Genomic DNA, 11,579 nt, shown 5'->3' on the forward strand with positions numbered 1-11,579 from the left:
ATGCGCCTATAGTTCTTCTTCCGCGACGTCGCTCAGACCTTCTTCGCCCAGAAACTTTGCGAAATCGCTAGTTTCCTTGAAATCGCGATAGACCGAGGCGTAGCGGACATAGGCCACGTCATCGAGCGCCTTCAGCGCCTTCATGACCATTTCGCCGACCGTCGAGGACGGCAGTTCGGTTTCGCCCATGCTTTCCAGTTGCCGGACGATGCCATTGATCATGCGTTCGACCCGCTCAGCCTCGACAGGGCGCTTCTGGGTCGCCAGGGCAATCGAACGGACAAGCTTCTCCCGGTCAAAAGGCGAGCGGCGACCAGAGCGCTTGAGGATGGTCAGTTCCCGCAACTGAACCCGCTCAAAAGTGGTAAATCGCCCACCGCATTCCGGGCAGGCGCGCCGACGGCGGATGGCCGCGCCATCCTCCGATGGGCGGCTGTCCTTGACCTGGCTTTCAGCATGTCCACAGAACGGGCAGCGCATGATCTAGCCCTCCCCGGCTCTATCCAACCTATTAGTTGTAGATCGGGAAGCGCGCCGTCAAGGCCAGGACCTCTTCACGCACCTTGGCTTCGACGGCTGCGTTGCCGTCAGCGCCATGGGCGGCAAGGCCATTGACGACTTCGCCGATCAGTTCACCCACCCGGGTGAACTCGGCTTCCTTGAAGCCCCGCGTCGTACCGGCCGGTGTGCCAAGGCGGATACCGGACGTCACCGTGAACGGTGCCGTATCGAACGGCACGCCGTTCTTGTTGCAGGTCATGTTGGCACGCTCGAGGCTATGCTCGGCGTCACGGCCGGTCACACCCTTGGGCCGCAGATCCACCAGCATCAGGTGGCTATCGGTGCCGCCGGAGACGATATTGACGCCCGACTTGCCAAGTGCCTCGGCCAGGGCGCGAGCATTGGAGATCACCTGCTGGGCATAGGCCTTGAACTCCGGCCGCAGCGCTTCGCCGAAAGCCACGGCCTTGGCGGCGATCACGTGCTCCAGCGGGCCGCCCTGCAGGCCAGGGAAAACCGCCGAATTGACCTTCTTGATGATGGCTTCATCGTTAGTCAGCACCATGCCGCCACGCGGGCCGCGCAGGGTCTTGTGGGTCGTGGTCGTCACGACATGGGCATGGGGGATCGGGCTCGGGAAAACTCCGCCGGCCACGAGGCCCGCGAAATGGGCCATGTCGACCATCAGATAGGCCCCGACACTGTCGGCGATTTGGCGGAACCGGGCGAAATCGATCTCACGGCTATAGGCGCTGCCGCCGGCGATGATCAGCTTGGGCTTCTCGCGCTGAGCCACCTCAGCCACGTTGTCATAGTCGATCAGCTGGTCCTGCTGCCGCACGGTGTAGGACACCGGCTTGAACCACTTGCCCGACTGATTGGCCGGGCTGCCGTGCGTCAAATGGCCGCCTGCCGCCAGATCCATGCCCAGGAAGCTGTCGCCGGGCTGCAGCAGGGCCATGAACACAGCCTGGTTGGCCTGCGAGCCAGAGTGCGGCTGGACATTGGCAAAGCTCGCGCCGAACAGCTGCTTGGCCCGCTCGATGGCGATAAGTTCGATTTCGTCGACGAATTCGCAGCCACCATAGTAGCGCTTGCCCGGATAACCTTCGGCATACTTGTTGGTCAGGATGGACCCCTGAGCCTCAAGCACGGCCTTCGAAACGATGTTTTCCGACGCGATCAACTCGATCTGGTTCTGCTGACGACCCAGCTCAAGACCGATCCGATCAAAGATGTCGCGGTCTGCCGTGGCGAGGTCCGCGCCGAAAAATGCGGTCAGGGTGGAAGCGGGTGCGGTCATGGGCGGTCTCCAGACGCTGCGGGGAGTCGGTGGCGCCTTCTTTAGCGGCCTTCGCGCCGCGATCAATCGCGGAACTATCGATAAGCTTGGGCGTTCGTCGCTTGCCCGGCCGGAGGAACCGATCCTCGGTCCCAAGGCGCAGCAATCAAAAGGCGACTATCGATGACGGCGCAAACCGAGGCTGTAATTCTCGAGGGCGAACAATCCGGCGATCTTCTCACGCTGAGTGCCGGAATTGTGTCGGCCTATGTCGGCCACAACATCGTGCAGCAGGTCGTCATTCCCGAACTCATCCGCACGATTCACGCGTCCTTGGTGAGCCTGGAACGCCGTGAAGCGAAGCTCCCGGCCGAAAAGGTCCGGCCGGCGGTTCCGGTGTCACGCTCGGTCCAGCACGACTACCTGGTCTGTCTTGAAGACGGCAAACATCTGAAAATGCTCAAGCGTTATCTGCGCTCGCATTACGACATGAGCCCCGAGGCCTACCGTCAAAAATGGGGCCTGTCGGCGGACTATCCGATGGTGGCACCGGCCTATGCCGCGAGGCGATCGGAATTCGCCAAACAGATTGGCCTGGGCAAGGGCGTCAGGCGCGGCCTCTGAAAGCGTTCGGTCCAAAAACCCGGGGTGAACCGCCGGGTCAGACACCCTGGGTGATCAGGCTGCGTGACCGCCCATGCGCGCCACGTTGCAGTGCGCCCACAACTGCTCCATCGCTCCGACCAGCTTGCGCATCATGTCGTCGGTATGGAACGGCGTCGGCGTAAAGCGCAGGCGCTCGGTACCGCGCGGCACGGTCGGATAGTTGATCGGCTGCACATAGACGCCGTGCTCAGCCAGCAGCAGGTCGCTGATCAGCTTGGTGTGGTTGGGGTCGCCCACCATCACCGGCACAATGTGGCTGTCATTCTCCATCACGGGCAGGCCCGCAGCCCTGAACATGGCCTTCAGCGTCTGGGCGCGTTCCTGGTGCATTTCGCGCACTTCGGGGTGCAGCTTGAGCCATTTGACGCTGGCCAGGGCTCCTGCGGTCAGGGCCGGCGGCAGAGACGTCGTAAAGATAAAGCCCGAAGCCATCAGGCGGATGGCATCAATCACTTCGCTATTGCCCGTGATGTAGCCGCCCATCACGCCAAAGGCCTTCCCAAGGGTGCCTTCGATGATGTCGATCTGGTCCATGACATTGTCGCGCTCGGCGACGCCGCCGCCGCGCTGACCGTACATGCCAACCGCGTGGACCTCGTCGAGATAGGTCATAGCGCCGTATTTCTTGGCCAGGGCCGCCGTCGCGCCGACATCGGCGATATCGCCATCCATCGAATAGACGCTCTCGAACGCCACCAGCTTGGGCGCGTCGGCCGGAGCGGCCGCCAGCAGTTCTTCCAAGTGGGCCAGATCGTTGTGGCGGAAAATGTGCCGCCTGCCACCGCCGTTGCGGATGCCGGCGATCATCGAGGCATGGTTCTGTTCATCGGAGAAGATGATCAGGCCGGGAAGGATCTTGTAGAGGACGCTCAGGCTGGCTTCGTTTGACACATAACCCGAGGTGAACAGCAGGGCTGCGTCCTTGCCGTGCAGGTCGGCGAGTTCCGCCTCGAGTTCGACGTGGTGATGGTTGGTGCCGGAAATGTTGCGCGTTCCGCCGGACCCCGAGCCATGTTGGTCGATGGCGCTGTGCATGGCATCCAGCACGATCGGGTTCTGGCCCTGGCCCAGATAGTCATTGCTGCACCAGACCACGACGTCGCTCTCACCGCCGTCCGGCCGGGTCCAGGTGGCGTGGGGAAAAGCGCCGCGGTGGCGCTTGAGGTCGGCGAAAACGCGGTAACGCCCCTCATCACGGATCTGATCAACGGCGGCGCGGAACGCGGCTTTATAGTCCATGGTCTTCTTGCTCGACCGCCAGACGGACAAGGCCGCCGGACCGCCGGTCCCCTTCTCGATAAACCGCGTTTCGCACGCGCTGGCCGCAGCTGTCCACATAGGGACGATTACTTACGCTTAAGAATTAGGCCTTTTGTCACATTGATCCAAGTCAAGACCTGCCTAGGCCAGATCGGCGAGCCGTCCGCGCAGCATCTGGATCACAGCCGAGAAATCCTTGCCCCCAAAACCATTGGCGTCGAACAGGGCGTAAAGCGCCTCGGCTTGGGCCCCCATGGGCGTGGAGGCACCGGCCTTTGCGGCGGCGTCCTGGGCCAGCTTCAGGTCCTTGAGCATCATTGCCGTGGCAAATCCGCCTTCATACTGGCGATCGGCGGGCGTGGCGGGGCCCACACCGGGTACGGGGCAATAGGTCGAGACCGACCAGCACTGGCCTGACGACTTGCTGGCAACCTCGAAGAATCGGTCAGCCGCCAGGCCCAGTTTTTCGGCCAGGGCGAAGGCCTCGCAGGTCCCGATCATCGACACCCCCAGCAGCATATTGTTGCAGATCTTGGCCGCCTGCCCTGCACCATGGTCTCCGGCATGGATGGTGACGCGCGACATCGGTGCCAGCGCCGCCTCAACGGCGGGAAAGTCAGCCGCGTCGCAGCCGACCATGAAGGCCAAGGTCCCGGCCTCGGCAGCCATGATGCCGCCCGATACCGGCGCATCGGCAAAGCGAAAGCCTGCCTCGCCTGCCTGCCTGGCCACAGCACGAGCGCTCTCAACGTCAATGGTCGAGCAGTCCAGCAGCAGGGCCGTCTTGGGCGCATGGGCCAGGATCTGCTCGCCATAGACGCTGCGCACGTGCGGACCGGCCGGCAGCATGGTGATCACCACCTCGGCATCGGCTACGGCCTCGGCCACCGAATCGGCGGCGTGACATCCCGCCGCAACAGCCCGCGCGACCGCCTCATGCGACAGGTCGAACGCCTTGACCTGATGCTGGGCCCTGGCCTGGCTGGCGGCCATGCCACCGCCCATATTGCCAAGCCCGATAAAGGCGATGCGGGTCATGCTGGAGCTCCCAAATGCGAACCGCGCCTCATGGGCGCGGCTCTTATCGTTGAAAACGCTGTGCTACCGAACCTACCGGGCACCGGCAGGCTTGCGGAACTTGTAGACAAACTGGTCCGTCTTGCCGCGGATCGAGGGGTCGAAAACGCTGACAGCGCGCTTGTCGGCAGGGTCGCGCAAGACAGGGCTCTCGCCCTCGAAGACAAAGCCAGCTGCGGTCACTTCCGACTTCACCACAGCCGAGTCGATGCGATGCAGGCCTTCCGTATCGCGCAGACCGGAACCCGCCTCGGCCGAATGGTCGATGACCAGGTAGACTCCGCCGGGCTTCAAGGAGCGGAAAATGGCCCTGTTCACGGCCGCCAGGTCTGCCGGGCCCATGAACTTGTTGTGCATGTCGTGATAGTTCTGGGCCGTGAACACGAGGTCCAGCTTTTCGGGTGCCGCAAAGTTGGGAAGCGTATTGAGAATGACGGTGACGTTCTTGTAGGCCGGGTCACGCGCCACGGCGTTCACCGCAGGTTCGCGCTTCGCCAGCTTGGTAAGTTCGTCAGGGACATAGGCATAGACCTTGCCCTTGGGCCCTACGGCCTTGGCAAAGATCCGGGTGAAATAGCCGCCGCCAGGAATGAGGTCTGCGACCTTGGCACCGCTCTTGACGCCGGCAAAGGCCAGGACCTCCCCAGGCAGTCGGTCGCTGTCCCGCACCATGTCTGTGGCTGGGCGCGTCGGGTCAGAGACGGCAGCGGCGATATTGGCCGGGATCGCAACAGCGACCGCTCCAGAAGGCGGAGGCGGCGGAGGCGGCGGACCCACGGGTGTCGTGGCGCACGCAGCAAGCCCGAGTACGGCAACGAGACTGAGAAGCGGCTTACGCATGGCATTCCTTCCGACCGGTAGTCTTCTTGTTACGACAAGGTTAGCGCAACACGCTCCTTACGTCAGGGGCGTCCATTCATCTTCCGGCGGCAAGGGTGCGAAAATCTCGTCGAGCATCGCTTCGGTCACACCTTCAAGAGACTGCGGAGCCCACTGGGGCGCATTGTCCTTGTCGATGATCACGGCACGGACCCCTTCGAGGAAGTCATGCTTCCGGACAACACGGGCACCGATCCGATACTCCATCGCCATGTGCTCGCCGAAGTCCTCGGCGGACTCCCCCAGCGCCAGTTGCCGGAAAGCGACCTTCAGGGTCTGGGGCGACTTGGTCTTCAGGGCGGCGAGCTGGGCCTTGCCCCAGTCGCTGGAATCCATTTCCAGAAACTCGAAGATCTGTTCGACACTGTCCCCGACAAACAGCCGGTTGAGGTCCTGTTCGATGCTGGCCAGGGGAGCCTTGCCCGCATCGGCCCGGAACATTTTCAAGGTTTCGTCGATCCGGCGGTGATCAGCGATGATCGCCTTCTTCAGCCCCTCGATCGCGCCAAACTCGACGAAGTGGGTGGCGATCCCCAGGCGCAGGCAGTCCGCGCCCTTGATCCGCGCGCCGGTCAGGGCCAGCCACAGCCCCGCCTTGCCGGGCAGGCGCGGCAGGTACCAGCCGCCGCCGACATCAGGGAACAGGCCGATGCCGGTTTCAGGCATGGCAAAGGTCGTGCGTTCCGTGGCGATCCGATAGTGAGCCGGCATCGAGATGCCGACGCCGCCGCCCATCACCACGCCGTCCATGATCGCCACGATAGGACGGTCATAGTGGAACATCAGGTGATTGAGCCGGTATTCGGTGTGGAAGAACAGACAAGCCGCGATGCCGTCGCCCGCCCCGCTCTCAGCCAGCATTCGGATGTCGCCGCCGGCGCAGAAGCCGCGCTCGCCGGTGTGATCGATCATGACCATGTCGATCTCGGGATCGGCCTGCCAGTCCAGCAGGGTCTCGATCATGGTCTCGCACATGCCCAAGGTCAGGGCATGTAAGGCCTTGGGCCTGTTGAGCGTAATGCGGCCGACGTTTTTATGAACGCGGACAATGATTTCGGCGGTGTCGTTCAGCATGCCGGTTCCTCGACGGGTTCACAGTCCAGGCGATCAATCTGGCCGCCGTGCAATCGGTAGAGCGCGTCCTGAGGCACGTCCTGGGCCAGGGTGGCTTCGCGCGAGAGGCCCGCATAGGCCCCCCGCAGCAGCCGGCCGGCGATGCCGTGGCTGACCACGATCAGCCGGCGCTCCGGTTCAGTCGCCTGCTCGGCCAGCCAATCGGACACTCGCGCCATGACCTGCTCATAGGTCTCGCCGCCCGGCGCGGTGAAGAACCATTCTGGGCTGTTGAAAGCCTCGGGATTTTCGCGCTGCACATCGGCATAGAGCCGCCCCTCCCACTGGCCGACCGTCAGCTCCATGAGCCGATCATCGAAGGCGACCGTCATGCCAAGCCGGTCGGCGATGGCCTGGGCCGTATCGCGCGCCCGACGCAGCGGGCTGGCGACGATCCGCCAGACGGCTGAAGGGTCGCGCGCAATCAGATCATGCAGCAGGTCGGCCATGGCTGCGGCCTGCAAGCGGCCGAGCGGCGTCAGGTCGGCCTCGGTCTGGCCTTGCAGGCGACGTTCGCGGTTCCACTCGGTCTGGCCGTGGCGGCAGAGATAGATCACGTCAGGTCCTGGGTTCGGCGAAGGGCTGGCGTGGCTCTACTGCCGAAACATCTCGCGCGCTATGATCACGCGCATGATCTCGTTGGTGCCTTCCAGGATCTGGTGCACCCGCAGGTCGCGGACGATGCGCTCCAGGGGATAGTCCTGCAGATAGCCATAGCCGCCATGCAGTTGCAGCGCATCATTGGCCACCTGGAACCCGGCGTCGGTGGCGAAGCGTTTGGCCATGGCGCAGAGCTTGGTGGCCTGCGGGTCGCGGTTGTCCAGCGCATGGGCCGCGCGGCGCACCATCAGGCGGGCCGCCTCCAGCTCGGTGGCCATATCGGCCAGCTTGAACTGCAGGGCCTGGAAGTCCTTCAGCGGCCGCCCGAACTGGTTGCGGGTCTCCAGATAGGCCTTGGCGGTGTCGAGCGCGAACTGCGCCCCGCCCAGCGAGCAGGAGGCGATGTTCAGGCGCCCGCCGTCCAGTCCCATCATGGCGAAGCGGAAGCCCTCGCCTTCCTGGCCGATGCGGTTGGACACCGGCACGCGGCAATCATCGAAATTGACCTGGGCCGTCGGCTGGCTGTTCCAGCCCATCTTGCGTTCGTTGGCGCCGAAGGTGAGGCCCGGCGTTCCCTTCTCGACCACGAAGGCCGAGACGCCCTTGGCACCGTCGCCGCCGGTGCGGGCCATGACCACATAGACGTCCGACACGCCACCGCCCGAGATGAAGGCTTTGCCGCCGTTCAGCACATAGTGGTCGCCCTCCAGCCTGGCGCTGGTGCGCATGTTAGCGGCGTCAGAGCCCGAACCCGGCTCGGTCAGGCAATAGCTGGCGATCAGCTCCATGGTCGTCAGGCGCGGCAGATAGCGCTGGCGCAGATCCTCGGACCCGAACCGGTCGATCATCCACGAGGCCATGTTGTGAATGGTGAGATAGGCGGCCGTAGGGACGTCGCCATAGGACAGGGCTTCAAAGATGATCGAGGCATCCAGACGGCTCAGGCCGGTGCCGCCGACATCGTCCTGCACATAAATGCCGGCAAAACCCAGTTCAGCAGCCTGACGCAGCACATCGACCGGGAAGTGCTTCTTCTCGTCCCATTCCGCCGAATGCGGGGCAAGCTGTCCTTCAGCGAAGGCGCGCGCGGCGTCCTGGATGGCGATCTGATCGTCGCTCAGTGCGAAATCCATGCGCGATATCCTCCCATGCGGGGCAGAACCGCCCTCGCAACATCTTGCTGCCGGACGTGCCGCGCAACGCCATCGATGTCAACGGCGTCCAGGTGGCTCATCCTTCAACGCCCGAACCCGAAACACTGCCCCACCAGACCCTGTATCCTGAAATCCACTGTTACACGTTGTGTAGTGCCTGGAATGCCACAACCCCTTGATCATAGAGCGCATTGATCGCAGATCACGCCTCCGGAGGCGTCACCTTTTCGCATGCATAGTTTGAAGCTCGTCGCAGTTCTGTCTGCCGCAGTTGTCGGCCTCATCTCTGTTCCTGCCCATGCGGCCGGCGAGAGCGCGCTAGGCTATGGCGTCTGGCGCAATCCGAAGGACAATGTTCGGGTCGAGATCAAGAGCTGCGGGGCCACGACCTGCGGCGTGGTCGTCTATGCCAGCCCAAAGGCCCAGGCTGATGCGCGCAAGAGTGGCTACGACACCCTGATCGGCCAGCAGCTTCTGCGAGAATTTGAGCCCGTCGGAAATCGCATGATGCGCGGAAAGGTCTTCGTGCCCACCTTGCGGGTCACCCTGGTTGGCACCGCAGAGTTCCTTGACGCCCGGACGATGCACGCCAAGGGGTGCGTACTCGGCAAGCTGATCTGCAAGTCACAGATCTGGACCCGGGTCGAAACCGTCACGGCCAGCACGGGCCGCGCTCCCAGCTAGGCAGCCGCATCCGGCTCATCCCAACGATTTGCGGCCCATCCATCGCTGCCCGTTGCGGGCCCCAGCCTATCCAATGACAACAAGGCGCTTGATCCTGATCAAACCTCGCGGCAGCGTGTAGGTTTACGGCGTTTAGTTAGATGCCCGCAGAGGCATCGACTTTTGGCGAGGGCACGCGGCGGACCTCATGGGGTTCTCCGCCCAGGGAAGACGCGCATGACGGACACTTCTACGCTCGAGAGAGCGCCGCAAAAGTCGTCGATCGAGCATTTCGACGTGATCATCGTCGGGGCCGGAATTTCCGGTGTCGGCGGGGCTTACCACCTGACCCAGCAACGCCCGGGAACGCGCTTCGTCGTCCTCGAGGCGCTCGGCGACTTTGGTGGAACCTGGCGCAGCCATACCTATCCCGGCATCCGTTCCGACAGCGACCTCTATACCTTCGGATATCGGTTCAAGCCCTGGGTCGGACCACCGATCGCCAGCGCCGCCGAGATCCTGAAATACATGGGAGAGGTGATCGAGGACAACGATCTGGGCCGCCACATCCGCTATGGCCACAGGATCACCACAGCCCGCTGGTCCAGCCAGGACAAGCTGTGGTCGCTGGAGGTCACCCGCAGCGACGGAGCGGTTCTGCGCTTCACCACCAACTTCCTCTGGATGTGCCAGGGCTACTATCGCCAATTGCAGGGCTACACACCCCAATGGCCCGGCATGGCCGACTATGCGGGCCAGATCATCCATCCGCAGGAATGGCCCGAGGCCCTCGATTACAAGGGCAAGAAGGTCGTGGTCATCGGCTCGGGGGCCACGGCGGCGACCCTGGTGCCCGCCATTGCCGGGGACTGCAGCCACGTCACCCTGCTGCAGCGCTCACCGACCTATTTCGTCCCCGGGCGCAATGAGAACGACCTGGCCAATACCCTGCGTGAACTGCAGATCGACGAGACCTGGATCCACGAGATCGTCCGTCGCAAGGCCCTGTTCGACCAGGAAATGTTCACCCATCGCGCGGTCGCCGAGCCCGACGCGGTCAAGGCCGAACTGCTGGAGGGCGTGAAAGCCTTCCTCGGCGAAGACTTCGACATCGCCAAGCATTTCACCCCACACTACCGCCCCTGGCGCCAGCGGATCGCCTTCGTGCCGGACGGCGACCTGTTCCAGGGCATAGCCTCGGGCAAGGCTTCCGTGGTCACCGACGAGATCGAACGCTTTACCAGGACCGGGCTCCTTCTGAAATCGGGCGAACAGCTCGAGGCGGACATCATCGTCACGGCGACCGGCTTCAACCTGAATGTGCTGGGCGACATTGACTTCGCGATCGACGGCAAGCCGCTGAATTTCGCGGACACCGTCACCTATCGCGGCATGATGTTCACCGGCGTGCCCAACATGGCCTGGGTCTTTGGCTACTTCCGCGCCAGTTGGACCCTGCGAGCCGACCTGATCGCCGATTTCGTGTGCCGCCTGCTGTCCCACATGGAGGCCAAGGGGGCCAAACAGGTCAAGGTCGCGCTCCGTCCGGAAGACAAGGACATGCCGCTGTCGGGCTGGATTGATCCGGAAAATTTCAATCCGGGCTATCTGATGCGCGGCATGCATCTCTTGCCCAAGGCTGGCGACAAGCCAGAGTGGCGGCATACCCAGGACTATTGGCGGGAAAAGGATGACCTGCCGGCCATCGATCTGGACGAGGCCAGCTTCGTCTATTCCTGATCGCGCTGGGGCGCGGATGTGGCCGGATCCGGTGATCCGGTAGCGATCCCCGCCGTCAACCCCGAGCGGTTTCGAAGTCGCCTGCGGCGCGCTCCCCCTTGCCAATGGACCAGCCTGCCTCCAAGTCTGCTCACCCGTGGAGGCGCTAACCAAGATGCGTATGAGAATGTTCGGCGTGATTGCGGTCTCGGCGGCGCTTGGCCTGGCGTCCAGCCCTGCCGTGGCTGCCAGCGCCCCCGACAACGCCACGACCTATGGCGTGTGGCGCAACCCCAAGAACAGCGTCCATCTCGAGATCAAGGATTGCGGCGCAACAGCCTGCGGCGTGGTGGTCTGGGCCAGTGCTCATGCCAAGGCCGACGCCCGCAAGGGCGGTTCGGCCAACCTCGTCGGCCTGCAGCTCCTTCGGGACTTTGCGCCTGACAAGAACGGGGCATGGCGCGGCAGGGTCTTCGTGCCCGATCTCAACATGACCTTCGCCGGCACAGCTGAGGTACTGGACGCCAAGACCCTTAAGGCCAAGGGCTGCGTGCTGGGTGGCATACTGTGCAAGTCACAAATCTGGACACGGGTGGACCCGAGCTCGGTCATGGCTTCCTCGGTCAGTCCCTAGAACACGCCTTAAGGGCAGGTGTGGCTTGCCT

General features: G+C 63.5%; 12 protein-coding genes. 4 read left to right on the forward strand and 8 right to left on the reverse strand.

Translation table 11 applies throughout. The features are described 5' to 3' along the window. Nucleotides 1-6: 6 nt before the first annotated feature. Nucleotides 7-480, reverse strand: coding sequence for a transcriptional regulator NrdR (gene nrdR, locus AQ619_RS09960; RefSeq protein WP_062146855.1), 474 nt, complete (start codon nt 478-480; stop codon nt 7-9). Nucleotides 481-511: 31 nt separating this feature from the next. Continuing rightward, nucleotides 512-1,804, reverse strand: coding sequence for a serine hydroxymethyltransferase (gene glyA, locus AQ619_RS09965; protein ID WP_062146857.1), 1,293 nt, complete (start codon nt 1,802-1,804; stop codon nt 512-514). Between the two features lie 162 nt (nt 1,805-1,966). Here glyA and AQ619_RS09970 point away from each other — a divergent pair, with 162 nt between their 5' ends. Beyond that, nucleotides 1,967-2,407, forward strand: coding sequence for a Ros/MucR family transcriptional regulator (locus tag AQ619_RS09970; protein ID WP_062146859.1), 441 nt, complete (start codon nt 1,967-1,969; stop codon nt 2,405-2,407). Nucleotides 2,408-2,461: 54 nt separating this feature from the next. Here the strand turns inward: AQ619_RS09970 and hemA are convergent, their stop codons facing one another. The 6 genes from hemA to AQ619_RS10000 all read right to left on the reverse strand — a co-directional run bounded on the left by hemA (nt 2,462) and on the right by AQ619_RS10000 (nt 8,511). Next, nucleotides 2,462-3,688, reverse strand: coding sequence for a 5-aminolevulinate synthase (gene hemA / locus AQ619_RS09975; RefSeq protein WP_062151524.1), 1,227 nt, complete (start codon nt 3,686-3,688; stop codon nt 2,462-2,464). 162 nt (nt 3,689-3,850) lie between these two features. Beyond that, a complete protein-coding gene (mmsB, locus tag AQ619_RS09980; protein WP_062146861.1) occupies nt 3,851-4,747 on the reverse strand; it encodes a 3-hydroxyisobutyrate dehydrogenase in 897 nt (298 codons plus the stop codon). A gap of 72 nt (nt 4,748-4,819) precedes the next feature. Further along, complete coding sequence (locus AQ619_RS09985; protein WP_062146863.1) at nt 4,820-5,626, reverse strand: class I SAM-dependent methyltransferase; 807 nt, start codon at nt 5,624-5,626, stop codon at nt 4,820-4,822. Nucleotides 5,627-5,683: 57 nt separating this feature from the next. Then, complete coding sequence (locus AQ619_RS09990) at nt 5,684-6,739, reverse strand: enoyl-CoA hydratase/isomerase family protein (RefSeq protein WP_378109069.1); 1,056 nt, start codon at nt 6,737-6,739, stop codon at nt 5,684-5,686. Next, on the reverse strand, nt 6,733-7,335 hold the full coding sequence (locus AQ619_RS09995) for a histidine phosphatase family protein (protein ID WP_062146865.1): 603 nt from the start codon (nt 7,333-7,335) through the stop codon (nt 6,733-6,735). Before AQ619_RS09995 ends, AQ619_RS09990 begins: the two co-directional genes overlap by 7 nt. Nucleotides 7,336-7,371: 36 nt before the next feature. Next, on the reverse strand, nt 7,372-8,511 hold the full coding sequence (locus AQ619_RS10000) for an isobutyryl-CoA dehydrogenase (protein WP_062146868.1): 1,140 nt from the start codon (nt 8,509-8,511) through the stop codon (nt 7,372-7,374). Between the two features lie 252 nt (nt 8,512-8,763). Between AQ619_RS10000 and AQ619_RS10005 the strand changes: the two genes are divergently transcribed. From AQ619_RS10005 to AQ619_RS10015, 3 genes are all read left to right on the forward strand, one after another. After that, the gene (locus AQ619_RS10005; protein ID WP_062146870.1) at nt 8,764-9,216 is read left to right on the forward strand and encodes a DUF2147 domain-containing protein; all 453 of its coding nucleotides are present in this window, start codon (nt 8,764-8,766) and stop codon (nt 9,214-9,216) included. Between the two features lie 216 nt (nt 9,217-9,432). Next, nucleotides 9,433-10,935 (forward strand): flavin-containing monooxygenase, encoded by a 1,503-nt coding sequence (locus AQ619_RS10010; RefSeq protein WP_062146872.1) that lies wholly within the window; start codon nt 9,433-9,435, stop codon nt 10,933-10,935. Nucleotides 10,936-11,089: 154 nt separating this feature from the next. After that, nucleotides 11,090-11,548 carry a DUF2147 domain-containing protein gene (locus tag AQ619_RS10015; protein WP_062146874.1) on the forward strand — a complete coding sequence of 153 codons (459 nt, stop codon included), beginning with the start codon at nt 11,090-11,092 and terminating at the stop codon, nt 11,546-11,548. Nucleotides 11,549-11,579: the final 31 nt, after the last annotated feature.

Origin of the sequence: Caulobacter henricii, assembly GCF_001414055.1 — a bacterium.
Classification (GTDB): Bacteria; Pseudomonadota; Alphaproteobacteria; order Caulobacterales; family Caulobacteraceae; genus Caulobacter; species Caulobacter henricii.

Excerpts from the sequence above, each read along its gene's own strand:
- nrdR (WP_062146855.1), bottom strand. The coding sequence starts at position 480 with ATGCGCTGCCCGTTCTGTGGACATGCTGAAAGCCAGGTCAAGGACAGC.
- glyA (WP_062146857.1), bottom strand. The coding sequence starts at position 1,804 with ATGACCGCACCCGCTTCCACCCTGACCGCATTTTTCGGCGCGGACCTC.
- AQ619_RS09970 (WP_062146859.1), top strand. The coding sequence starts at position 1,967 with ATGACGGCGCAAACCGAGGCTGTAATTCTCGAGGGCGAACAATCCGGC.
- hemA (WP_062151524.1), bottom strand. The coding sequence starts at position 3,688 with ATGGACTATAAAGCCGCGTTCCGCGCCGCCGTTGATCAGATCCGTGAT.
- mmsB (WP_062146861.1), bottom strand. The coding sequence starts at position 4,747 with ATGACCCGCATCGCCTTTATCGGGCTTGGCAATATGGGCGGTGGCATG.
- AQ619_RS09985 (WP_062146863.1), bottom strand. The coding sequence starts at position 5,626 with ATGCGTAAGCCGCTTCTCAGTCTCGTTGCCGTACTCGGGCTTGCTGCG.
- AQ619_RS09990 (WP_378109069.1), bottom strand. The coding sequence starts at position 6,739 with ATGCTGAACGACACCGCCGAAATCATTGTCCGCGTTCATAAAAACGTC.
- AQ619_RS10000 (WP_062146868.1), bottom strand. The coding sequence starts at position 8,511 with ATGGATTTCGCACTGAGCGACGATCAGATCGCCATCCAGGACGCCGCG.
- AQ619_RS10005 (WP_062146870.1), top strand. The coding sequence starts at position 8,764 with ATGCATAGTTTGAAGCTCGTCGCAGTTCTGTCTGCCGCAGTTGTCGGC.
- AQ619_RS10010 (WP_062146872.1), top strand. The coding sequence starts at position 9,433 with ATGACGGACACTTCTACGCTCGAGAGAGCGCCGCAAAAGTCGTCGATC.
- AQ619_RS10015 (WP_062146874.1), top strand. The coding sequence starts at position 11,090 with ATGCGTATGAGAATGTTCGGCGTGATTGCGGTCTCGGCGGCGCTTGGC.